Raw genomic sequence first — 23,175 nt, forward strand, 5'->3', positions numbered from 1 at the left:
GAAGAAGAATTACCGCTCTTATTGCCCGAAGTTGATAAATATTTACCAACGGAATCGGGTGAACCTCCATTGGGAAGGGCCAAAGATTGGAAATATGAAGATCAATATGAGTATGAATTGAGTACGATGCCGGGATGGGCAGGCTCCTCATGGTATTGGTTTAGATATATGGATCCAAAAAATGAAGGTAATTTTGCATCCAAAGAGGCTGTGGATTATTGGAAAGCCGTAGATTTATATATCGGTGGTTCTGAGCATGCTACTGGACACTTGTTGTATTCGCGTTTTTGGAACAAGTTCTTGAAAGATTTGGGTTACCAAAATGAGGAAGAGCCATTCCGCAAATTGATTAATCAAGGCATGATTCAAGGGCGCTCTAATTTTGTGTATCGTGTACTTGATGACGAAGGGAGAGGTACAAATCAATTTGTGTCTTATGGATTAAAAAATGAATACAAAACTATTCCTTTACATGTAGACGTGAATATTGTTCATAATGATGTGCTGGATTTGGAAAAATTCAAAAACTTCAGGCCGGATTTTGCAAATGCTGAATTTGTATTGGAAAATGGGAAGTATATCTGCGGTAGTGAGGTGGAGAAAATGTCTAAATCCAAATTCAATGTGGTCAATCCTGATGATATTATCGAATCCTATGGAGCAGATACATTGCGTCTATACGAAATGTTTTTAGGGCCTTTGGAGCAGGCTAAGCCTTGGAATACAAATGGTATTGAAGGGGTTTATAAGTTCTTACGTAAAGTATGGCGACTGTTCCACGATGCTGAGGGTAATTTTAGTGTTTCCAATGAAGATCCATCCAAAGCAGAGTTTAAAGCCTTACATAAAATTATCAAAAAGGTGGAAGATGATATTGAACGTTTCTCATTCAATACTTCTGTTTCAGCATTTATGATCTGTGTCAATGAATTGACTGAGTTGAAATGCAATAAAAGACAGATATTGGAACAGCTCGTCATTGTTCTTCAGCCTTATGCACCACATATTACGGAAGAGTTGTGGGCGCTGTTGGGTAACGACGCCGGTACACTTTCTTACGCTTCATATCCTGTGTTCAAGGCAGAATATTTGGTTGAATCTGAATTTGCTTATCCGGTATCTTTCAATGGTAAGATGAAATTCAATTTATCATTACCGCTTGATTTAGATCAAAAAGCAGTAGAAGATACGATTAGAGCACATACTGATGTACAACGGCATTTAGATGGGAAGGCAATCAAAAAGATTATTTTTGTCAAAGGAAAAATAATCAATATCGTGATTTAACCCACTCAATACAGTATAAAAAGCCGTTTTATCGATAGGATAAAACGGCTTTTTTATGCCAATACATCTTGAAAAGCTATTGTTTTATCGAAGATAGCTTTCGCATAGGGACAATTTGGGATAATTTTGGCGTCATTCTTTCTGGCATAGTCAACAGCCTCCAGTACCAATTTTTTTCCCACACTCATTCCCTGATACTCATCGTAGACTTCTGTATGATCAATGGAAAACTCATGATCGTTTTGCCAGGTATACTCTAAAATTCCGGCTTCATTATTTTCAACTTCTGCAATAAAATTGCCTCTTTCGTCCCTTTCGATGTTTCTTATTTCCATAGTTTTTTTTAAAAATAACGTCCAAATGATCTTTTTGTTTTATGGAATTTTTCAATTTTGTGATCGAAATAAATCTTGTTTAAAAAGATCGAAAGATCGATGGGCTTCAGATAACTGACTGTTATCAGGGTCCATTGTACGCGACTAGGTTTAGACAAAAAATTATGAACTGGATATTCGTGTTTAAAGTCGAAGAAACGAATCGGTTCCAGGTTAAGATCACTTTGTACAGGATCGCTCAATATCCCTTTTTTAAAGAATTTTTTGTACCTTTGCAATTATCTCCTTAGAACACATCGCATTTTTATCTTTTCAACGAAGCTCTAAAGGTCCGTAACCTCCTCGGGAACATTTATTTTAATCCATATTGAATGAGCAAAAGCCAAATTACATTTAACAAAAAAGAACGAGAAAAAAAGAAACTACTCAAAAAACAACAAAAAATTGAGAAAAAAGAATTCAACAAAACAAACAACGACAAGGGGAAATCTTTGGAAGAATTGTTTGCTTATGTTGATGAACATGGGAATATTTCAGATAGACCTGCGATAAAATTGAAAGAAGGGGAGAGTCCAAGCATGGCCTCAAATCATCATGACGAGTATTCCTTCGGAAAAGTTGTCCATTACAATAACGACTCCAACTATGGGTTTATTAGAGACAACGAAACTCAGCAATCTATTTATTTCAATGACCGTCTTGCTGGACAGAAATTGAACCTGAATCAGAAAGTGAAGTTTAAATTTAAAAGTGCTAAACAAGGTGCTCAAGTCACTGAAGTCTTGATCGAGTATTAGCTGAAAAAGTACTCTTAAACGAGTATTGATGATTATAAGGCCTTTTGTTTGATGTCAGGGTATTTGGAGTCAAACAAAGGTTTTTTACATTTATTCGAATGCCTGCTTTCCCGCTAATGGTATTCTTAATAAAGAGAGGCTTCCTGCAGTTTCAGCATTTAAATCGCTTTCATTAATCGCTCTTGAGAGCGAAAAGAGTTTTTCCCTACCGGTATAATTTCACGATTACCTTTACAGAAAAAGTTCAATTTTTAGAATTCCCCTTTATTGTGAATATGTCGTTGATCTAATTTTGATGTGATCTGTCTACTTTTTACGTGATTTGTATACTTTTTATGCTGTCCTTCTGAGGTTACCCTTGTCGTTTTGTGATATTTTGCCTTAAATGCTGTTGATTCTACGTTGTCTTCTAAGAATTTATAAGGTAAATTTCTGCTTATTGTTCCTCTCTCGGATAAGTTGATGATTTTTTTTGATATAGAAGGATTGATGGAAACAGAAATAAAATAACCCTCCAGCAAAGTAAGCTGCGGCGTCAGCAATATCTCCGGTATTATAAGTGGTACATTGAGGCATGATCCATTCAAAAAGTAAGGAGGTGAAGAATGAAATTATCCAGATTTGGTAAAGCGGATAACCATGGGCTCTGCCATTGTTGAATACATAACTACCTACTATAGATGAACAATGGATAATAATCGGTACAAAAACGAAATCAGTCAGCCAGTCGTTTAGGAAGGGGATAGGGAAATGATTAGCCCGAGTAAATCGAATAAAGAACCAACAAAACCAGTAGAAGATAAATAAGCCGTCAAACAGCTCCCTACTTAATGAGCGAAGGAAACGGCGATTAACATTGCTATAGCACCACATGCCATTAAAGTTAAAAACATAAAGAAAGCAGTCTGTTTACCGAATTTCTTCCAAGAACTGTCGTTTGGATGAGCTGGGATTAAAGTTTGTTTTAATTCGATGTATTGCCTTTTTAGCCAATTTCCCGTTGATTTTTCCATGTATTATGATCTTATTTTTAGTTTATGATGCAAAATTAGAACAACTGTTCTAATTTTGCATCATGAATACGAAAGAAAAAATTATTGTGGGCGCGTTGAAGCTTTATAATCGTGATGGTATACGTACGGTAACAACGCGTCAAATTGCTCAGGAACTGAATATAAGTGCCGGTAATCTTCATTATCATTTTAAACATACCGAGGATATTATTTTTCAACTTTTCCAATTATTGCAAAATGAGTATGAAAAGATGATTTTGAAGCCTGAAGATGATGCAAGCACATTTCGCCAGGTGCTGGATAGTTTTATTGATGGCTCTTATGCGCTGATATCGAAATACAGGTTTATTTTTGAGAATTTTGTTGAAATTTGCAACTGGATCCCCAGTATTGCAGAAGCTTACAGAAATTTGGTGACACAGCGTGAAGAGCAACTTGTCTCTCTATTTTTGTATTACGCTGAGTTAGGCATGTTTCGTTCTGATATACCCTTGGTAAATTTACAGGGGTTCGTGCGCCAACTTTTTATCATTTCAGATTTTTGGAGCTCAAGCTATGCTGTTTTGGCTGCACACCAAAATGGAAATCCACTGGAAGATTATAGACAGACGATTCATACGGCCTTTTATCCATATCTTCTTTAAAGGAACGGGGCAAATTGAATCGCTCCTTGGATTGTTATTCTTTCCTTAATGTGAAAATGGTAACCTCGGGTCGGGCGTTGAATCTGATGGGAATGCTGTGTCCCAGTCCGCGGTTGATATATAATGTTCTGTCTCCGCTTATTTTCTTGATTCCTTGATCGTAGTTTTTATTTTTTACGGGAATAATCGGGGAGCCCCAAAAAGGAATTCTTACTTGGCCAGCATGTGTGTGTCCTGCCAGGATCCAGCCATTGTATCTATTCCAGCCGTCGAGGTCTGCGGCATCCGGATTATGACATAATACTAAACTGGCTTGAGATTGATCGTAGTCTTTCATGGCCTTTACAAGGTCAAAGTTTGTTCCCCAAAAGTCATCTATACCAAATATTCTTAACCCTTGGGTTATTACGCTTTCATTTCTCAATACTTTTATCGAATATCCATGGAGTAGGCTAACGATTGAATCTGCTGCCGCACTGTCCTGAAAATTTTTTCCATAGTCATGATTGCCTAGAATTGCCAATGTTTGAAGTTTGCCTTTTGGGGCATCTTGCATGACTTCATTGAGTTGTTCTAAGGGGATTTTATTGTTAACAAGACGTACAAAATCGCCGGTGTATACCACGATATCGGGCTTTAATGCTCCGATTTCCCGAAAGGTTCTTTTTATAAAATCTTTATCCACATAGTTGCCGATATGGATGTCCGAGATCTGGATCAATGATTTTCCTTCCAATGCTTCTGGTAAATGTTTTACAGTTAGATTGATCTGCTCGTATTTTACCCAATGTGGCTCGATTTTCTAGCTGTAAAAACCGAGCAATGCACCCATTACGAATAAACATATTGCTATATGCTTTAATTTTCGCTTATTTTTCATAGCGCTAAATTAACTTTTCCAGTCAGATTTGCTAATCTTCATATTGAGGCTTTTCCAGGTTTCGTTGCCAATTGTTACTTCCGAAATCATATTTTCGTTAATTCGAAAACCTACGGCTTCATAACATCGGATTGCATTGTGATTCCAGTCATAAACGTTTAAATCGGCTGTTTCATAATTGCCTTCAATAAAAAGCCGCCTGAGGAGTGTGTTCACAGTGCTCTTGCCGTAACCTTTATTTCGTTCGGAACTTTTTGCAATTAGGATGCGGCAAAGTCTTGGAATGTCCCGTTCGAAGCTTAATTCGCAGTGGCCGATAATTTCTTTGGTTGCTGTGTCGATTATTTTAAAGGCGTTTCGCTTTGGGTCTTGAATGTATTTTTCAAGTTGGTAATCGGTAAGCGGAAACGAAAAATACGGTCCTGCGAACTGTAATAGTTCCTCTGCTGATCGAATCCATGACTTAAAAAGCGGAAAATCTGATTTTTCGAATTGAAGTAGTGTTATCATGATTATTGTCTAGTTGCCGTTCTGAAGGTAAATCAATTTAGAAAATTCTCGAGCCCGATCCTAAAGAAATTACTGAATTTTACGAAATTCGTGTGAAATATATTAAAAGAGTATTATGCCGCAGCTTATTTTAGATACAATTATAGAAGCTCCTTTATCGGTTGTTTTTGACTTGGCACGTAGTATTGATCTGCATATGTATTCGACAAAGAAAACTGGGGAGAAGGCAATTGATGGGGTGACGACAGGATTAATCGAGGTAGGTCAGCATGTGCGTTGGCGTGCAAGGCATCTTGGCGTAAAGCAAACATTAACTGTACAGATAACAGCGATGGAAAAATCTCATTTTTTCGAAGATCGAATGACTCAAGGAGTGTTTCATTCGATGGATCACCAGCATATTTTCAAGGAACTGGAACATGGTAAAGTATTAATGCGCGATGTGTTCAATTTTAAGGCTCCTCTCGGGGTTCTGGGAAGGCTTGCAGAATGGCTATTTTTAACCCGATACATGTTGCGCTTTCTGGAAGAAAGAAACCAGGTGATCAAAGAAGTTGCTGAGTCGGGTAAATATCGGCTGTATCTTCCAGTCTAGTTTTCTTTGGGAATAAGCGATAGGTTGTAGGTGTCGACTGTTGGTTTTCGCGAGAAGCATAGGACTGAATTTTTTAACTGGATCACATTTAGCAGTTCAATGAGCGATGATATGGGGATGCTCCGCTTTTTCGCTGAATTATCTGAAAACTCGTATGTGTTTAATGGTTTCTAGCGACAACAACTATCGTTGGATTTTCCTTCCGAAGTTGCTCCTGTAAGAAATCAAAAGCTCCTTTCTGATTCATGGTGACCTGATAGATTTTGTTGAATTCATTATAGAAATAGATGCGATAGCTGTTGGGCCCCCGGTAGTTTCTTATGATTTTTGTTTCAATGCGATGGATTTGACTAATTGGGATCTGTTTGTTTCCAATGAATGGGAAAAATAAAATTTCATTTTTACAAAAAAGATATGGGGAGATAGCTGAAAAGATGCGGACCAGCCGTCTGCTATATTGTTGGTAGATATCAAGATCATCGTCGTTCAGTTGTTGTAGTGCATGGATGAATTTTTGGTTTTTAATGTAAGCTATCCAACTCAACAGGCCGAACGCAAAGCCTAGGTAAGCGAAAAGAAAGGATAGGGTAGGGAGTGATTTGTAAAAAAACGATAGCCTGTCTTCACTGTCCGACCATTTCTGAAAAAAAGACAGCAGAAAAAATCCGTAACAAAAAACGAACATCGCGAGGAATATACCAATGATTACATTGCGGGTTTTCCTGATTTTTACAAGTTCTGCTTTTAAAAATGATCTCGATAAAGAGGGGGTGTTACTCATGGTTTGTTGGGAAAACTTAAATATAATAAAAGCGTTTGTTTTGTTCTGTGTGAATTTGATTTTAATGGATTTGGGTAGTTTTAGTTGTAATGTTTTACTTAAGGCTATTCTGTTTATTTAGCTGTATTAAATCTTCTTATTGATTTATTTTGTTGTTTTTTGAAGCTATTGGCTATACCGAAAGGGGTGTCTAACTCATCACATTCCAGTGCTGGTCCGATGCTGTGAAGGTTGTTTTAAGCTCGTTTTTGCTTCTTTTTTTCTTGAGTGACCGTAAGGTGCTTTACTCGGAGAAGATGTCTTAAATCGATTAAAAGAGGGCTAGAATTAAGTCTGGTGATTTGGATGGTTGGTCTCGGTCGCCGCAGATCGATTCAGGCGGGAGTTGCGTGTCTATGTAGCGGACAAGTGTCCTGTATCATCCTATAGTTTTGCTGAAAGGTTGTTATTACTCGTTCTAAGTAATTTTATTCAAATTGTAAGTAAAGGACTAATTGTGTAGAGATGTTGTCTTAGATCGAATTAAAATGGTGTAAAATCCGGTGTTTGCTTATATTTAATGAAGTGGTCTTTACAAATGAACTTGCTTTGGGTGTCGAAACGTTTCGCATGATGTTGGTAGAAGCGCTAGAGAAATTATAGTTAAGTACAAGTGCGCGCTCTACTACATGGATGCTCTTTTCGTAGGAAATCATCGTTAATGGCGGGAACTGTGACCTCGAACTGTACAATACACATGAAGAATTTAAAGATTGTGGTCTCCTGTATTTTTTTGTATCCGGCACTGGAGGGAATGCCCGCTTTAGCGCTATCCATGAATAACAGAAAGGGTGTGGATAAAATTTTATCCACACCCTTTCTGTTATAAAAATCAAGCTTTTTAAACCGTTTTATATGTGTTTTATTTATTTATATAAAATATGTAATATGTTGTTGTTTAGATGTTAATTTGTATTTTTTTTGGTTTTATATTAAAAGCTGCAAAATTGTATGAAAATGGTGTGATAGTCAGAAAATAATTCATGTTTTTTGGGTTTAACCCAAAAGAAATACGTCAAAAAAGGAGCATTGTTGCCTTGGTATAGGCTGACAAAAAGCCTATTTCCTTGTTTCATGGAGCGGATTAAATAAAAAGTGAGGGTTACTTTCAGGGAGTTATATCGAGTTTGGTGGCGACCTGATAACAAGTTTAGAAATGGTCTTGGGGTATCCTATTTCGCGTAATTTCAATGATTTGAATAATTGGATGCCGGGACGCTTAAATGCGATACATTCTAATGTTTTGTAATTTTTATATTGCTTTTAATCAGCTGTGTTATGTGGATTATGTGAACGTGTAGTTTTATACGAAAAAAAGCGAATTTTACGTCTTCCGAATTATTTTCAAAACGGTACTCAATAGAAAAAATGAAGGAAAAAGCTGAAGATTTAGCCTGTTAATCCAAGGAATTACCCGTGGTTTTATTCGGGTCGATATGGCTTTTCGTTAACAGGATTTTCCCTTTAATCAGGTCATCATTGAATTGGCCGACCGTTGTTTTTTGAAGCATTTCCGAGAGGTTGTTGCGTATGCTTTTGAACTCGTGATGCAAGGGACAGGGATATTGTTCGGAGCAGAATTCAAGCCCCATGCCGCAGCCGACAAATAGACTTTCACCATCGATCGCTTTGACGACTTCGGATAGTGGAGTGGACATGTCTTCCCTATCGAGGTAAAATCCACCACCAGGTCCCTTCATGGATCGAATGATACCTGCACGGCTTAGATTCTGTAGTATCTTGCCTAGAAAAGCTTCCGGAGAATGGATGCTCTCTGCTATTTCTTTTATGCTCACGCGTTTATTTTCTTGGGAGCTTTGTGCGATAAAAAAAACTGCCCGTAGTCCATATTCACATGTTTTAGAAAAAATACCCATAATCTTTTTGCTTTTTGCAAATGTACAAAATCAAAAATAGCCATCCGCCAATGATTAAAAATTAGGGATGACTATTTGATGAAGTGGGGTAGTGCAATTAATTTAGTTGCAAAGATGCTGGACCAAATTCTTCGAAATGAATGTTCTCAGCGTTGACACCCTGATTCGTTAAATATTGGAAGTGCTTTTTGATAAATCCTGATGGGCCACAGAGGTAATAGTTTGCCTCCTGTGGAAGATGCGAAGCATCTATTTTAGCGAGATCAACCCAACCCACAAGTACGTCGGCATCCGCATCTTGAGCTTCGTCATAGAAAGAAAAACTAGTTATGTTTTGATGTTGATTTTCCAATGTTATTAATCTTTCTTTAAACGCATGTAAATCAGGGTTACGGCAACCGTGGATCCAAGTGATTGGTTTGTCTTCTTTCTTGTCAGCTAAATGCTCTAACATGGCAATTAATGGGGTCTGACCAACTCCACCACTAATAAATACATGTGGTTTTTCACTTTCGATAAGTTGAAAGGAACCTGTAGGTGCTGTGAGTTCCAGTTGTTTTCCAACTTCAAAGTATTGATGTATATAATTACTCACCATACCCTCAGGTTTTCCTTCCGTAGCTTCTCTTTTTACCGAAATCCGAAGGTACTCTCCATTGCTCGCATCGGAAAGACTATATTGTCTTGGTTGATACAGGTGTAATTCGGGAAGAAATACACGTACACTTACATACTGGCCTGCCTCATGTTTTGGAAGTTTTCCTTGATCTGTTGGCTTGAGATAAATAGACTGAATCTCGGCGGTCTCAGATACCACTTTTACAATGGTGAATGGCTTCCAACCCGTCCATCCGCCCTCGTTCTGGATCATTTGATCATACATATCCTTTTCGACTCCGATCATCAGATCTGCTAATTGAAAATAGGCAACTTTCCAGGCTTCAATCAGTTCTTCTGTTGCTGCATCCCCCAATACTTCTTGAATGGAGGCCAATAGATGCTTGCCAACAATCTGATAATGCTCCGGACGAATATTGAGACTACTGTGTTTTTGTCCAATATGTTTCACTGCAGAAAGGAGGACTGCGGGATTCTCGATATGCTCCGCATAGGCTAACACAGCTGTAGCCAACGCCGTTTGTTGTCGCGCATTTTGTTGGTTTCCCATATTGAAGATATGTTTAAGCTCAGGATTGTGGGCAAACATACGTTTATAAAAATAACTAGTCAGCGCTACACCATGTTCTTTTAAAATCGGTACAGTGCCTTTGATTAACTCTTTTTGTGCTTCAGTAATCATAATAAAATATTTAAATACCTTTTTATCTTTTATTTGATCGGAATAAAAAACAAAAAAATCCACCTCGCTACGAGGAATTTTGTAAACCTTGATAGGGTTCATTTGCAAGTGACTATCGGGTACAAAAATAGAAATTTATAATAAAAGACAAAAATATCTTTTATTATTTTTTACCTGTTGTTTGGTCATCACCTGATCGATTGAAAAAGTATTATTATGATCAGCTCTGGCTATTCACAAGTTTTTAACCCTGGCTATTCCCATGTTTTGAGGTTTTTAGGGTAAAATGTCCATTCAGGGGTTTTTATAATATCCTGGTCTATATCGTACCAAGGACTAAGCGTGCTGTTGTTCCAATTGTTTAAAATTTGTATTTCTTGGGCTGGCATGTAACTTTGCGCGAGCAGCACGATTGTTTTTCCAGTATTGTCCTTGGCTAGATCAACTACAATGATTGCGTGGCCAATGGGTGATCCTTTCTGGATAAAAGTATCTCCAATCTTAACTTCCTGAGTCGTTTTTGCGCTGGGCAGCTCATCGTGTAGCGAAGCCGTATTGGCATAGGCAAACACATATTCCAGGTATTTCCAATAGGTTGGGTAGGAGTAGTCTCCTTTTGCATAGTTTGTATATGCGCGGGGCTTGCTATCGGAAAGGAAGTTGAATTTGATATCCTTATACCGCTTTTGTTGGTATAAGTAATCTGCCCTGAGTCGCATTACAGCATCGGCGCATTGGTGTAAATCGCGCTTTCCTATGTCTAGCTTCACAACACTATTGTAGATGTTATTTCTAGGTTTAATTTTTCCGTTATAATAATGTACCTCCTGGTCGATGGGGTATAATGGAAGATTTTCGAGAAAATTTCCAAATTCTTCGACCCGGTAGGTAGGCCTTTTAAAGCCTTCTGGTAACAAAATGCGCGATTTGATCGTCATCCCATCGGGGTTGATAAACTGATTTCCGTCAGGTGCTATTGACGCAGTAGTTGCCGGATTCAAAGTTTTGTTATTAGGTGCAGCAACATTTGGCTGCCCACATCCACTGAAAACCTGACACGAGAGGAGTGGAATGAGTACATATATTGATCTCATATAAAAGTTTCTGAGCTAGTGTATTGCGTTTTATCGAATATACTTAAATTTAGATATAATTCGAAGTGTGAATCATTTGAAAAAATTAAGAAATTTTTAAGCTATTCATCAACTTTTTGGATCATTTTCTGATGTAGCTTAGCCGAAGTTAATAAGAATACGATTATGTCAGGAAAACAGATTTTTCAGACGTCAAGCAAAAAGCGCTGGTACGCTTTTTCATGGATGAGCAGAGCATTGGTGATAGGTTTGATCATTGGTGTTATCTGTGTGGTTTATACATTGGGAAAGATTCAGATTCCTCCTTTTCCAACAATTAATACCAACACAGCATTGACTGAAAAGTCCACCGCCAGATTAAAAAAATCCAAACAATTTAAGGAGTTTACCATTGTAAAATCCGAATTGGAGAAGATTAAACGTGACCGGGAGCTGAAGCATTTGAAACATATTGGTACCAAAGATAGAATCAATATGGGGTTTTATGTTAGTTCTTGGTCTAATGAAGTTCGTGAGCAGTCTTTATCGGATCTACGCCGCAATATTGGTCATTTGGATATGGTTGCTATGGAATCCTTTTTTACTGTGCCTAATCAAGATACAGTAGTGGATAAAGCAGATACTTCTGCGCTTAAGGTCATTCATCAATATAAGCGCAAAGCTATCGCACAGATTTCCAATTTCAGTGGTAACGATTTTGACGGGCAGACTGTAAAGGCTATTTTACTTAATCCGGATAAACAACAGCGTTTTATAGACGATATCCTTCTTAAAGTGAAGCGCAATGGCTTTGCTGGCATAAATATTGACTTTGAGAATTTACAGTTGGATGACCACAAGGCGCTGAATGATTTTATGGGCCACATCTATACGGTATTTCATACAGAAGGCCTACTTGTCACGCAGGATATTTCACCTGAAAATGATGATTACGATCCCATTGCCTTACAAAAGTACAACGATTACATCATACTTATGGCTTATGATCAGCATTCCATTGAAAGTAATGCCGGCGCCATTTCACATCAGGCATGGGTCGAAAAAAATCTTGATGAACTTTGCAATAAGATCGATGCAGACAAGGTGATCCTGGCTTTGGCCTGTTATGGATATGATTGGCCAAAAGGCAGTGTCGGCAAGACATTGACATATGATAATGCTGTTATTTTGGCGCATAATTACAATGCTAAGATTACTTTTGATCCCGAATCTGCAAATCTCAACTTTAGCTATAAAGATGGGACAGGGATGCATCATGATGTCTATTTTACAGACGCTGCAACCTATTTTAATCTTATCCGCAAAGCAGATGACTGGGGGCTAGCTGGTATTGCACTTTGGCGTTTAGGAAGTGAAGACTCCCGTTTATGGTCATTTATTTCAAGATCATTGGACCGAGAAAATCTGAAAAAAGAACCTTTTGACTTTGGAAAGATAAGCCAGATCAATGTCGGGGGTATTCAATATATTGGGGATGGGGAAATTTTGGACTTGGTCAATAGTCCTGCTCCGGGGGAAGTGAAATTCACTTACGACCCATCAACGCTTATGGTTGAGAATCAGGAGTATGTAAAGACGCCAAGTAATTATGTAATCAAACGCTTTGGAGAAAGAGATAATACTGTGGTCCTGACCTTTGACGACGGTCCCGATCCTACGTATACACCACAAGTATTAGATATATTAAAAAAGGAACATGTTCCCGGAGCTTTCTTTCTTGTTGGTGTTATGGCTGAGAAAAATATGGATCTGGTTCGGAGAGAATATCAAGAAGGACATGAACTCGGTAACCATACCTTTTTTCATCCTGATATGTCTACAATAGGCCCAAATCGCGTTACGTTTGAACTGAATGCCACCCGAAAGATCATCGAATGCATAACCGGTCATAGTACAATTCTTTTCCGGGCCCCTTTTAATGCCGATGCCGAGCCACAGACTGTTGCCGAAATTCTGCCTGTTGCTCAGAGCCGGAAAGAGAACTACATCAATATCGGCGAGTATATTGATCCCAACGACTGGTTACCTGGTCGTACGGCAGATGAAATCTATAATGAAGTCATAAAACAACGCGATAATGGAAACATTATTCTATTACATGATGCCGGAGGCAATCGAGAAGCGACTATAGCCGCCTTGCCGCGCATTATTCATTATTTTAAATCACATGGTTATAAATTTGCGACGATTGGAGATTTAATGGGGAAAAAACGTGATGAACTGATGCCTCCTGTAGAAAATGCTTCCGATTCGGGATTTAGTGGATCTTCCAACCGCTTGTTCTTAGGAACATTGTTTTACGGTAACATCTTCCTTAACTTGGTTTTTTCCGTTGCAATTGTATTGGCAATTTTTAGAACAGCAATGATTGCTTATCTGGCAATCCGACAAAAACAAAAAAGTAAAAAAGAGCGATCTCAATTGGTTGTGGAACCTCGGGAAAAGGTGAGTGTGATCATTCCTGCCTATAATGAGGAAATAACAGTGTTGGCAACGATAAAAAGCCTGTTGAATTTGGATTACCCCAATTATGAATTGATTTTTGTTGATGATGGATCAAAAGACAAGACTTTTGAGATTGTCAGTAAGGTGTATGGCGATCATCCTAAAGTAAGGTTATTTACAAAACCAAATGGGGGCAAGGCTTCTGCGCTTAACTATGGTATCCAACAATCCGAAGCACAGTTTGTGCTTTGTATCGATGCCGATACACAATTGAAAACAGATGCGTTAAAACAGTTGATGAAATATTTCAATAAACCTCAGATCGCCGCTGTTGCGGGTAGTGTTAAAGTGGGAAATGTGCATAATATATTGACACATTGGCAATCGATCGAATATATCACCTCACAGAATATGGATCGGAGAGCGTTCGATTTGCTCAATATGATATCGGTCGTACCAGGAGCAATTGGGGCCTTTCGTAGATCTGTTATTTTGGAAGTGGGCGGATTTACTACGGATACGTTAGCGGAAGATTGTGATTTAACCATGCGTATATTAAGAGCGGGTTATACCGTGCGAAATTCATCTGAAGCAATCGCTTATACGGAAGCACCGGATACGGTCAAAATGCTCTTCAAGCAACGTTTCCGTTGGAGTTTTGGTGTGTTGCAGAGTTTTTGGAAAAATAAACAGACCTTGTTGAATCCCAAATATGGCTATTTTGGTATGGTCGGAATGCCTAATATTCTGATTTTTCAGATTATACTTCCTTTATTTGCTCCTTTGGCCGATATTTTTATGTTATTCTCTCTAGTGAGTGGTCTTTTCTCCTTAAGCGAGGTAAATGGTATCAGCTGGACGGGAATTGCAGGATTATTTTCACTGCATAATGGTTTTGGTCAAGTGATGTTTTATTACTTCCTTTTTGTATTCGTGGATATGTTCTTTGCAGGTATTGCCTTTAAAATGGAAGGCGAGAAGCTTAGCAATTTAATTTATTTGTTTCCGCAGCGTTTTTTCTGGCGTCAACTGATGTACTTCGTTTTATTCAAGTCTGTCAGAAAAGCCATTAAAGGTGAATTGAATACCTGGGGTACCTTGAAACGTACGGGCGGAGTGAAAGAGGTAACAATAAGTGAATAAAAAGCCGGTAACAACAAGTGAATAAAAAGCAGACACGTGCATGAGCTAAACGATAGCGATCTGATGTAGTTCCTTCGTGGGATCGTACACTAGGATCACTATCGCCAGCCTGCCAAAAAATTATACCGAGATTTTTAATTGACCTTGAGAATAGCTACTTTCAATAAAAATAGCGACCAAATGAAGATACTTTCCGCTCAGCAGATAAACAGGATTGATAGTGAAACCCTAAAGGATCAAAAAATCAGTAGTCTAGACCTGATGGAACGAGCTGCAACAGTTGTTTTTGAGGAAATTAAAAAGCTTCATCCCCGATTGGAGCACAGTACCTTTTTCATCTTCTGCGGTAAAGGAAACAACGGCGGCGATGGCTTGGTGCTGGCTCGTCTGTTGGATCAACAACAGGCCCAAGTCAAGGTTTATTTAATGGATGTAGCGGATTACTCCGCTGATAATCTTGCCAATCAAAAGCGTTTACCCAATCATATGATTCAAAAAATTGCAGCGGAAAACCAGATTGATATCCCTTCCGATGCAATCGTACTGGATTGCTTGTTTGGTTATGGATTAAAGCGTGTATTAACAGCTGATTGGAACGGTATAATTTCCAGTATAAATGGATGTGGTGCAAGGATCTATTCCGTCGATATGCCTTCTGGACTACTGGCAGATAAAAAGACTGCTGCAGATGTTCCAATTGTAAAGGCAGATTTGGTTTATACCTTTCAGTTTCCCAAGATGGCCTTGCTGCTGCCCGAAAACCAATGGTATGTAAAAGACTTCAAGGTATTGGATATCGATCTTAGCCAACGAGCAATTGAAGCGGCAGAAACCAATCTTTTTTATGTTGACGAGCCGCTTGTCAGGTCCTTTTATCGACAACGAAGGAAATTTGATCATAAGGGAACATTTGGTCATACCCTTATTATTGGCGGAAGTAAAGGTAAAATGGGGGGCGTTCAGCTTGCGTTAAAAGCGGCTCTTCGAGCGGGCTGCGGTTTAGCTTCCGCTTATGTACCTGACGGTGGTAATACCATCTTACAGACCGCTGTGCCCGAAGCGATGGTGTTGACTGATCCTGAACAAGATTTTATTAGCCAATTCCCGGAAATCGATGGCTATCAGTCTGTTGGTATCGGAATCGGCATGGGAACAGCGCCGCATACAATTGATGCGCTAAAGGTATTTATAACCCGTGTTAATGATACTCCTTTGGTATTAGATGCTGATGCTTTAAATATTCTTTCCCGCGAACCGAATCTTTGGGCTTTTGTTCCAGCGCATAGTATATTGACTCCCCATCCCAAAGAACTTAGCCGGATATTGGGTGCTTGGCAAGATGATTTTGAAAAGATTGAGAAAGTGAAAGTTTTTGCACGTAAACATCAGTTTTACGTATTAATAAAAGGGGCTAATAGTGCTATGGTTATGCCCGATGGGATGGTGTACTTCAATAGTACGGGCAATGTTGGGATGGCAACAGGAGGCAGTGGTGATATACTGACAGGGATTATTACCTCCTTGCTTGGACAGGGCTATTCTTCTAAAGACGCTTTAATTATGGGGGTATATATCCATGGGCGCGCGGCAGATATTGCAGTGAAGACGATCGGCACCTATTCCTTATTACCTTCAGATACCATCAATCATCTTTCCGACGCATTTATGTCTTTAGAAAAAGGATTATGATAGATTGGTACATTGAACAAGTTTTTGCCGCCCGGACCTGGAAACTTCGAAAAGAGGTTTTCGCTCCGGAAGGTAAGTTGGCCGAGGTGATGTTGGAGGGCGATTTTGAAGCGACGCATTTTGCGGCCTACGATGGAAACGAAGTGGTAGGCGTGCTGAGCCTGATTAGTTCAGGTGGTACTTATACAATCCATTTCCTCGCTGTTGCTCCACATGTAAGGCTGAAAGGTGTAGGCACAGCATTATTGAAGCATGCGGAACTATTTATCCATACATTTGCTGGTCAATATCTTCTTGCAAATGTGGCCGGCGATCAGCAACATTTTTGGACAAGTAATGGATTTGTTCTTCTAAAACAACATGAAGCCACCGTCACCTATTCATTATCTTTAACAAATGATTCTGTAAGTTAACAGTAAGTGGGAAGATAGATCGTTTTCTTATAAATGTGCCCCATGTTATCCCTTGTGACCTGTGTTATCCCTACAGATTTTCAGTATAGTTGATCCGATCCGCTTCGGTAATGTTACGTATCACCCGGCAAGGATTGCCTGCAGCTACGACATCCGCTGGTATATCTTTTGTGACGACCGATCCAGAACCAATGACCGAATTTTTTCCGATTCGCACGCCGGGGTTGACGACAACATGTCCACCGATCCATACATTATCTTCGATAACGATCGGCAACGCAAATTCCCAACCTTGATTTCTTGCTTCAAAATGTAGGGGATGACCAGCTGTAAAGAGGCTTACATTGGGGCCGAATAATACATTGTCACCGATGGTAACCGGCGCGCCGTCTAAAATCGTACAGTTATAGTTGCTGTAAAAGTTCTCACCAATAGCAATATTATAACCATAATCGCAACGAAAAGGAGGTTCGAGAAAGAATCGAGTTCCTGTTGCTTTAAACAGTTTTTGAATAATCTGTTTTCTGAATTTCAGTTGTTTAGGCTCTGAATCGTTAAATCGCTTCAGTTCTTCTTTTGCGTATTGTCTTTCCTTAAATAATTGCCCCTCCGAATCGATATAGGGAAGTCCGGCAATCATTTTTTCCTTTGCTGATTTCATTCAATGCCCGTTTTTCTGTAACAAACTTAGATAAATTGATTTTTAAAAGCAATAGCAATCTACGTGTTGTGAATCTAGGATATTGAGCGCTCTTATTTCGCATAATCAAGGCTCTGTTTTCTACTAAGCATAATCAATGGATACCCTGTTTTCCAACAAATTATACTGTTTCCAACAAATGGACAGCTTTTCAGCGCCAGGTTTTATAGCAACGTACTGATCTGCACAAAGTGTCGTCCAACCTTCCTCCGATTTAATTCATACAGTTGTGACAAACAATTTTCGTTCGAAACGCATTTAGATAGTGGAGCACACGATGCTATTGCCTTTGTCCGGGCTATATTCAAAATATTATTCCAATGAAGATTGCTTATATAAGTACCTACTTGCCCAAAGAATGTGGAATTGCCACTTTTACATCAGATTTATTGCATGCTGTAGCACTGCATAATCAGGAACTGACGCAACATGTTTTTGCGGTCGCGGATCGGGACTATGTTTATCCCAGTGAGGTCGTGTTTAAAATAGATCAACATCGTCAATTGTCCTATATTGAAGCCGCAAATTATATTAATGAAAACGGGTACGATTGCGTCATACTCGAACACGAATATGGCATTTTTGGAGGGAATAGCGGCATATATATCTTATCATTGATTAATGCATTACACATTCCGCTACTTGTTAATTTTCACACCATTCTCGAAAAACCCAATGTTGATGAAAAGGCCATTCTTATTGAAATTGTAAAACGGGCTTCCATTGTAATCGTCATGAGCAATTATGCAATTACATTACTCAAATCGATTTATCGGGTCAATACCTCCAAAGTTAGGCTGATACACCACGGTGTGCCGGAGTTTACTTTAGATCATGAGCTTGCCAAGCTTAAAAAAGGACTTTCCGGGAAGAAAGTCTTATTGACCTTCGGTTTTTTGGGGCGAAACAAAGGAATTGAAATGGTGATTGAATCCCTCCCTGAGGTCGTCAAAGATGAACCGGATCTGTTGTACCTCGTTGTTGGTAAAACGCATCCCAATGTATTGGCACATTCCGGCGAGGAATATCGGGAATACCTGGGCAGTCTTGTGGAAACCTATCAGTTGCAGGAACATGTGAAATTTGTTAATTCCTTTGTTAGTCAAGCCGATCTTGTGGAGTATCTATGTGCCTGCGATGTTTATGTTACACCTTATGTCAATGAGGCACAGATTACAAGTGGAACATTGTCTTACGCCATCGGTGCCGGAGCTGCGGTGGTGTCCACTCCTTATTGGCACGCCAAAGAATTGCTCGCTGATGGAAGGGGAGTGCTCGTCGAATTTAAAAATTCAGCCAAGATGGCCGAGGTGCTCAAAAATCTGTTTTCAAATTTGGACTATCGCACAACACTAAGAGACAATGCCCGTATATTTGGTAAAGAGATGACCTGGAAAAATATAGGCCTTCGGTACACACGAATTTTAGATAAGATTATTCCTACCTATGATAGCCTCAAAGAAAATGTTGGATTTAGTATAGAGGAAATGCCCAAATTCAGTTGGAAGCATATCGACAGACTGACCAATCAGGTCGGTATCTTACAGCATGCAACTTATTCGCTACCGAACTACAAAGAGGGCTATTGTCTGGACGATAATGCAAGAGCACTTTTAGTTACTTTATTGGCGCAGCAAGATTTTGCTGACAAAAGGCTCGATCGTCGCATCTCGACCTACTTGAGTTATATCTATTATCATCAGCGCGAAGATGGGCTTTTTCACAATTTTATGAATTTCCAACATAGTTTCCTCGATGAGGTCGGTTCGGAGGACTCCTTTGGACGGACCATGTGGGCATTGGGCGTACTTCTTCGGGAGACAAAATTGACAAGCTATTATCAATTGGGGCATGAACTGTTTTTTAGGGCCGTTCCAAATTTTGGCCAGTTGCGTTCCAACCGGGCGATAGCTTATACTGTACTGGGGATTGCGGAATATTTGCATCATCAATCCAATGACGAGGTGATGATAGAGTTGATGCGGGCCCTTATCGGCAAGCTGGTACGGGAATACGAGGCAAGCTCAGATGAAAACTGGCAATGGTTTGAAGCGGTATTGAGTTATGATAACGCAATTTTGCCCTATGCGTTATTGACGGCCTATCCTTTTTTGAACGATGAAACAATAAAACAGTTGGGATTATCGACTTTAAAGTTTCTCGAAAGTATGACTGTCCAGAATGGCGCGCTTTCATTGGTCGGAAACCAGGAGTGGGCCAAGCAAGGGAAGCATATCAGCAAGTTTGGTCAGCAGCCACTTGATGTCACGGCAATGGTATTTATGTATCGTGAAGCTTTTCGATTGACCAATAAAAAGGTCTATTTTACCCGTATGATTGCTTCTTTCCGCTGGTTTTTAGGAGAGAATGATCTTCGGCTCGGTTTGTATGATGAGGAAACCAAAGGTTGCTGTGATGGCCTCGAATCCTATGGCATCAATAGAAACCAAGGGGCGGAGAGTACCCTTTGTTTCTATTTGGCTTATATCGTAGTTTACCGTGCTTTTATTGATAACGATCAGGATTCAAGATAGCGAGCAATAAATCTTCGAGCTTGATGGTCGCATAGGTTGATGCATAATCGGACATCGCATAAGGTAAAATGAGGTGTTCGTTGTGTACTATCGCTCCGCAGGAATAAATGACGTTTGGTACATAGCCTTCTCGCTCTTCGTCATTGGGCGTCATCAATGGGCTATGTAGGCGTCCAATTTCCACATGCGGGTTGTCCAAGTCCAAAAGAGCTGCGCCTAGGACATATTCACGCATTGGTCCAACGGCATGGGTTAAAATCAGCCAGCCGTATTGCGTTTCTATCGGCGACCCGCAATTACCGATCTGAACAAATTCATACGGATATTCTGGCTGTTGAATCCGGATGGCCGTTTCCTGCCATATATTGATATTATTGGAGTAGGCGATGTAGTTGTTCTCACCATCAATGCGGCAGAGCATGGCATAACGTCCATTTATTTTACGTGGAAATAGTGCCGCCCCCTTGTTGGCAATTTCACCATAAATAGGTTTCACTTTAAAATGGTAAAAATCTTTTGTGGTGAGTAATTTCGGGAGGATGCTGAATCCATCGTAAGCGGTATATGTTGCATAGTACGTGCTCTCACCTCTTTCGTTTTTGAACTGAACGAAACGCGCATCTTCAATACCTCTTTTTTCGGTATCGGCAATCGGAAATATCACACGTTCTGAAATGGAAGTATCCAGGGAGAAAGTCATTTCATAATGCGACGAAGCGAGCCAGAGCGCCTGTTGTAGAAATGTCACATTTTCCAGGTTTTCGTCGCTATCGCGCCGTACTTCATCGATGTACCGTTTGAGTTCCTCGTAGGTAAATGTCTCCGTTAGCTTAGCTTCCAGTTTGGACTTAACTTCCGTTGGCTCGGCATGCAACTCATTCATTTTCTTTAAGAATGACTCCTTGTGATAACGGTGATTTTTGACTTGCATAGGTTTATCCAATAAACTGCCGACATAATCGATATGTATATTGTTGTCAACATCCAATGTTCCTGATCGAAAAACGATCGAAGAGACATGGCCTTCTCCGGTTGCCCTGAAACTCAAAATAACCCGTTTTTCACCCCTGAATAATTCTGTCTGGTCCGGATGTTCTATAATGGAGGGATTAAACAATGCCGCCGATTCAATTGAATATTCCATCGTGAAATAGGAGCCGATCAGTAGCTTGTCAATTTGGCTCAGTTTCTCTTTTGGAAATGGAATCTTTTCCAATAAGTGGCTTATGCGGTCAAAATTACGTTCAAAGATATGGACTATACTACGATGTCTTTTTGTATAGCTTCGGAGTACCTGGCCAAAGACTTCTTTTCGCTCCGATTCATTCAGGGATAAGATACGTTTGAGAACTTTAATGGTACGATCATCCCCCAGTGAGAAAAAACGTGCTAAAACTCTCTTTTTATCTGGTTTAAAGTAAATATCCTTCCGTTCAACTTGTACTGGTCTATGCATAATGATATGTTGATGTTTATACCCTGTATTAGAACGAACAGTGATTGGCTTTTGTTTTTATTCTAAGCCAATAATCACCGGATATCTAATAAAAATGGAGTAACTTTGACCAAGGAAAAAATTTAGATATGATTGAAAATAATTTAGAACCAAAAGCAATTTGGAAAAATTTCTCTGCATTGAATGCGGTCCCGAGAGCTTCTAAAAAAGAAGAGCGCGTGATTGCCTTTATGGTAGACTTTGGTAAATCCTTGGGTTTAGAAACAAGCGTTGATGAGATTGGTAATGTGCTCATCAAAAAATCTGCTACTCCGGGAATGGAGGATCGTAAAACGATAGTATTGCAGTCGCATTTGGATATGGTGCACCAAAAAAATAACGATACTGTTTTTGACTTCGATAATGAAGGCATTAAGATGTACGTTGATGGTGATTGGGTAAAAGCTGAGGGTACCACTTTGGGGGCAGATAACGGTCTTGGCGTTGCGACAATCATGTCGATTTTGGAATCATCCATTATTGAACACCCTGCCATTGAAGCTTTGTTTACGATTGATGAAGAGACAGGCATGACGGGAGCTTTAGGTTTAAAAGGCGATGTGCTTTCTGGTGAAATCCTGTTGAATCTGGATACAGAGAATGATACTGAAATCGATATTGGTTGTGCTGGCGGGATTGATGTGACGGCAACACAGTCCTATGTTGCAGAGCCTTGTCCTTTTGATACGTTATCTTTTGAAATTACAGTAAAAGGACTACATGGGGGGCATTCTGGTATGGACATTCATAAAGGTTTTGCCAATGCCAATAAAGTAATGAACCGTTTGCTATTTGGCACGAATGCACATTATGGATTGCGTATTGCTTCTTTGTTGGGTGGAAGTCTACGCAATGCAATTCCGAGAGAAAGTGTTGCAAAGGTGGTTATCAGTAAGGATAAAGCAACTGACTTTGTTCATAATTTGACACAATTGGCTCAGGATATTAAATTGGAATTTGCAACGACAGAACCGGCTATGGAAATTGTGGTGAAGCAAACTGATGCTGCTTATGCAACTGTAGTTCCAGTAAACGTGCAGGAAAACCTGATCAACAGCGTTTATGCGGCCTTAAATGGTGTTTATCGTGTGAGCGCCGATTTTGAAGACTTGGTAGAAACCTCCAATAATATTGCTAAAGTAGAAGTAGGTGGGGAAAAGGTTTCCATCAAATGTCTAACCAGATCTTCTGTTGAAACGTCTAAATTTGATTTAGCCCAATCTTTAAAAGCTGCATTTGAACTGGGTGGTTTTACCGTCGGTTTTTCGGGCAATTATCCAGGATGGGCACCTAATCCGAATTCTGAGATTTTAGAAGTGCTCAAATCAATTTATACGAGACAACATGGTGAAGCTCCAGAAGTGGTGGCTTGCCATGCCGGGCTTGAGTGCGGTATCTTGGGGACAAACTATCCCGAAATGGATATGATTTCTTTTGGACCAACAATCTTAGGTGCACATTCGCCTGCAGAGCGTGTCTCCATTTCTTCGGTGCAGAAGTTTTGGAGTTTTGTGCTCGAAATTCTCAAAGAGATCCCTAAAAAATAAAATTCAACAAAAACATATTGCCGCATTTCTAAGGCGATAATTAATGAAAATAAAAAA

The 23,175-nt window shown here is 39.5% G+C and carries 20 protein-coding genes; 10 read left to right on the plus strand and 10 right to left on the minus strand.

The features are described from left to right. On the plus strand, positions 1–1,287 hold a 1,287-nt coding region (locus tag B2X72_RS19430; RefSeq protein WP_286851141.1), incomplete at its 5' end, for a class I tRNA ligase family protein. 53 nt (positions 1,288–1,340) lie between these two features. Here B2X72_RS19430 and B2X72_RS19435 read toward each other — a convergent pair. Beyond that, positions 1,341–1,622 (minus strand): GNAT family N-acetyltransferase, encoded by a 282-nt coding sequence (locus B2X72_RS19435; protein WP_070565582.1) that lies wholly within the window; start codon positions 1,620–1,622, stop codon positions 1,341–1,343. 371 nt (positions 1,623–1,993) lie between these two features. On the opposite strand from B2X72_RS19435, the gene B2X72_RS19440 reads away from it, so the two are divergent. After that, the gene (locus B2X72_RS19440) at positions 1,994–2,419 is read left to right on the plus strand and encodes a cold-shock protein (RefSeq protein WP_075993311.1); all 426 of its coding nucleotides are present in this window, start codon (positions 1,994–1,996) and stop codon (positions 2,417–2,419) included. An 827-nt stretch (positions 2,420–3,246) separates the two neighbouring features. On the opposite strand, the gene B2X72_RS19445 is transcribed toward B2X72_RS19440, so the two are convergent. Then, a complete protein-coding gene (locus B2X72_RS19445) occupies positions 3,247–3,432 on the minus strand; it encodes a hypothetical protein (RefSeq protein WP_075993309.1) in 186 nt (61 codons plus the stop codon). A gap of 62 nt (positions 3,433–3,494) precedes the next feature. Between B2X72_RS19445 and B2X72_RS19450 the strand changes: the two genes are divergently transcribed. Continuing rightward, the gene (locus tag B2X72_RS19450) at positions 3,495–4,076 is read left to right on the plus strand and encodes a TetR/AcrR family transcriptional regulator (RefSeq protein WP_286851143.1); all 582 of its coding nucleotides are present in this window, start codon (positions 3,495–3,497) and stop codon (positions 4,074–4,076) included. 34 nt (positions 4,077–4,110) lie between these two features. Here B2X72_RS19450 and B2X72_RS19455 read toward each other — a convergent pair whose 3' ends face one another. Next, positions 4,111–4,812 (minus strand): metallophosphoesterase, encoded by a 702-nt coding sequence (locus B2X72_RS19455; protein ID WP_158638781.1) that lies wholly within the window; start codon positions 4,810–4,812, stop codon positions 4,111–4,113. 153 nt (positions 4,813–4,965) lie between these two features. Next, positions 4,966–5,466: a GNAT family N-acetyltransferase gene (locus B2X72_RS19460; RefSeq protein WP_286851146.1), complete on the minus strand. Its 501-nt coding sequence runs from the start codon at positions 5,464–5,466 to the stop codon at positions 4,966–4,968. Positions 5,467–5,581: 115 nt separating this feature from the next. Between B2X72_RS19460 and B2X72_RS19465 the strand changes: the two genes are divergently transcribed. Then, complete coding sequence (locus tag B2X72_RS19465) at positions 5,582–6,061, plus strand: SRPBCC family protein (protein ID WP_145327030.1); 480 nt, start codon at positions 5,582–5,584, stop codon at positions 6,059–6,061. A 160-nt stretch (positions 6,062–6,221) separates the two neighbouring features. On the opposite strand, the gene B2X72_RS19470 is transcribed toward B2X72_RS19465, so the two are convergent. Further along, the gene (locus tag B2X72_RS19470) at positions 6,222–6,842 is read right to left on the minus strand and encodes a hypothetical protein (protein WP_286851147.1); all 621 of its coding nucleotides are present in this window, start codon (positions 6,840–6,842) and stop codon (positions 6,222–6,224) included. Positions 6,843–7,578: 736 nt separating this feature from the next. Here B2X72_RS19470 and B2X72_RS19475 point away from each other — a divergent pair. Further along, entirely contained in the window at positions 7,579–7,710 is a 132-nt protein-coding gene (locus tag B2X72_RS19475) for a hypothetical protein (RefSeq protein WP_280176843.1), read from the plus strand. Between the two features lie 568 nt (positions 7,711–8,278). Here B2X72_RS19475 and B2X72_RS19480 read toward each other — a convergent pair. From B2X72_RS19480 to B2X72_RS19490, 3 genes are all read right to left on the minus strand, one after another. Further along, positions 8,279–8,758 carry an RrF2 family transcriptional regulator gene (locus tag B2X72_RS19480; protein WP_088162157.1) on the minus strand — a complete coding sequence of 160 codons (480 nt, stop codon included), beginning with the start codon at positions 8,756–8,758 and terminating at the stop codon, positions 8,279–8,281. 97 nt (positions 8,759–8,855) lie between these two features. Beyond that, positions 8,856–10,058, minus strand: coding sequence for an NO-inducible flavohemoprotein (hmpA, locus tag B2X72_RS19485; protein ID WP_232475555.1), 1,203 nt, complete (start codon positions 10,056–10,058; stop codon positions 8,856–8,858). A 254-nt stretch (positions 10,059–10,312) separates the two neighbouring features. Next, positions 10,313–11,152, minus strand: coding sequence for a DUF4846 domain-containing protein (locus B2X72_RS19490; RefSeq protein ID WP_286851149.1), 840 nt, complete (start codon positions 11,150–11,152; stop codon positions 10,313–10,315). A 165-nt stretch (positions 11,153–11,317) separates the two neighbouring features. Between B2X72_RS19490 and B2X72_RS19495 the strand changes: the two genes are divergently transcribed. The 3 genes from B2X72_RS19495 to B2X72_RS19505 all read left to right on the plus strand — a co-directional run bounded on the left by B2X72_RS19495 (position 11,318) and on the right by B2X72_RS19505 (position 16,842). Next, positions 11,318–14,740, plus strand: coding sequence for a glycosyltransferase (locus B2X72_RS19495; RefSeq protein WP_286851150.1), 3,423 nt, complete (start codon positions 11,318–11,320; stop codon positions 14,738–14,740). Positions 14,741–14,920: 180 nt separating this feature from the next. Then, positions 14,921–16,429, plus strand: a complete 1,509-nt coding sequence (locus B2X72_RS19500) for an NAD(P)H-hydrate dehydratase (RefSeq protein ID WP_286851152.1) — start codon at positions 14,921–14,923, stop codon at positions 16,427–16,429. Continuing rightward, on the plus strand, positions 16,426–16,842 hold the full coding sequence (locus tag B2X72_RS19505; RefSeq protein ID WP_286736118.1) for a GNAT family N-acetyltransferase: 417 nt from the start codon (positions 16,426–16,428) through the stop codon (positions 16,840–16,842). Before B2X72_RS19500 ends, B2X72_RS19505 begins: the two co-directional genes overlap by 4 nt. A gap of 70 nt (positions 16,843–16,912) precedes the next feature. Here the strand turns inward: B2X72_RS19505 and B2X72_RS19510 are convergent, their stop codons facing one another. Next, the gene (locus B2X72_RS19510; protein WP_088162152.1) at positions 16,913–17,503 is read right to left on the minus strand and encodes a sugar O-acetyltransferase; all 591 of its coding nucleotides are present in this window, start codon (positions 17,501–17,503) and stop codon (positions 16,913–16,915) included. A 359-nt stretch (positions 17,504–17,862) separates the two neighbouring features. Here B2X72_RS19510 and B2X72_RS19515 point away from each other — a divergent pair, with 359 nt between their 5' ends. Further along, the gene (locus B2X72_RS19515) at positions 17,863–20,076 is read left to right on the plus strand and encodes a glycosyltransferase family 4 protein (protein ID WP_088162151.1); all 2,214 of its coding nucleotides are present in this window, start codon (positions 17,863–17,865) and stop codon (positions 20,074–20,076) included. Here the strand turns inward: B2X72_RS19515 and B2X72_RS19520 are convergent. Continuing rightward, the gene (locus tag B2X72_RS19520; RefSeq protein ID WP_286851155.1) at positions 20,048–21,532 is read right to left on the minus strand and encodes a glycoside hydrolase family 130 protein; all 1,485 of its coding nucleotides are present in this window, start codon (positions 21,530–21,532) and stop codon (positions 20,048–20,050) included. The genes B2X72_RS19515 and B2X72_RS19520 overlap by 29 nt on opposite strands. 128 nt (positions 21,533–21,660) lie before the next feature. On the opposite strand from B2X72_RS19520, the gene B2X72_RS19525 reads away from it, so the two are divergent. Next, positions 21,661–23,118 carry an aminoacyl-histidine dipeptidase gene (locus tag B2X72_RS19525; protein WP_286736122.1) on the plus strand — a complete coding sequence of 486 codons (1,458 nt, stop codon included), beginning with the start codon at positions 21,661–21,663 and terminating at the stop codon, positions 23,116–23,118. Positions 23,119–23,175: the final 57 nt, after the last annotated feature.

The sequence above is a fragment of the Sphingobacterium sp. UBA7253 genome, from assembly GCF_002472745.1.
GTDB classification, from domain to species: Bacteria; Bacteroidota; Bacteroidia; order Sphingobacteriales; family Sphingobacteriaceae; genus Sphingobacterium; species Sphingobacterium siyangense.

Excerpts from the sequence above, each read along its gene's own strand:
- B2X72_RS19520 (WP_286851155.1), bottom strand. The coding sequence starts at position 21,532 with ATGCATAGACCAGTACAAGTTGAACGGAAGGATATTTACTTTAAACCA.
- B2X72_RS19500 (WP_286851152.1), top strand. The coding sequence starts at position 14,921 with ATGAAGATACTTTCCGCTCAGCAGATAAACAGGATTGATAGTGAAACC.
- B2X72_RS19465 (WP_145327030.1), top strand. The coding sequence starts at position 5,582 with ATGCCGCAGCTTATTTTAGATACAATTATAGAAGCTCCTTTATCGGTT.
- B2X72_RS19525 (WP_286736122.1), top strand. The coding sequence starts at position 21,661 with ATGATTGAAAATAATTTAGAACCAAAAGCAATTTGGAAAAATTTCTCT.
- B2X72_RS19480 (WP_088162157.1), bottom strand. The coding sequence starts at position 8,758 with ATGGGTATTTTTTCTAAAACATGTGAATATGGACTACGGGCAGTTTTT.
- B2X72_RS19445 (WP_075993309.1), bottom strand. The coding sequence starts at position 3,432 with ATGGAAAAATCAACGGGAAATTGGCTAAAAAGGCAATACATCGAATTA.
- B2X72_RS19515 (WP_088162151.1), top strand. The coding sequence starts at position 17,863 with ATGAAGATTGCTTATATAAGTACCTACTTGCCCAAAGAATGTGGAATT.
- B2X72_RS19505 (WP_286736118.1), top strand. The coding sequence starts at position 16,426 with ATGATAGATTGGTACATTGAACAAGTTTTTGCCGCCCGGACCTGGAAA.
- B2X72_RS19475 (WP_280176843.1), top strand. The coding sequence starts at position 7,579 with ATGAAGAATTTAAAGATTGTGGTCTCCTGTATTTTTTTGTATCCGGCA.
- B2X72_RS19440 (WP_075993311.1), top strand. The coding sequence starts at position 1,994 with ATGAGCAAAAGCCAAATTACATTTAACAAAAAAGAACGAGAAAAAAAG.
- B2X72_RS19450 (WP_286851143.1), top strand. The coding sequence starts at position 3,495 with ATGAATACGAAAGAAAAAATTATTGTGGGCGCGTTGAAGCTTTATAAT.
- B2X72_RS19495 (WP_286851150.1), top strand. The coding sequence starts at position 11,318 with ATGTCAGGAAAACAGATTTTTCAGACGTCAAGCAAAAAGCGCTGGTAC.
- B2X72_RS19510 (WP_088162152.1), bottom strand. The coding sequence starts at position 17,503 with ATGAAATCAGCAAAGGAAAAAATGATTGCCGGACTTCCCTATATCGAT.
- hmpA (WP_232475555.1), bottom strand. The coding sequence starts at position 10,058 with ATGATTACTGAAGCACAAAAAGAGTTAATCAAAGGCACTGTACCGATT.
- B2X72_RS19490 (WP_286851149.1), bottom strand. The coding sequence starts at position 11,152 with ATGAGATCAATATATGTACTCATTCCACTCCTCTCGTGTCAGGTTTTC.
- B2X72_RS19460 (WP_286851146.1), bottom strand. The coding sequence starts at position 5,466 with ATGATAACACTACTTCAATTCGAAAAATCAGATTTTCCGCTTTTTAAG.
- B2X72_RS19470 (WP_286851147.1), bottom strand. The coding sequence starts at position 6,842 with ATGAGTAACACCCCCTCTTTATCGAGATCATTTTTAAAAGCAGAACTT.
- B2X72_RS19435 (WP_070565582.1), bottom strand. The coding sequence starts at position 1,622 with ATGGAAATAAGAAACATCGAAAGGGACGAAAGAGGCAATTTTATTGCA.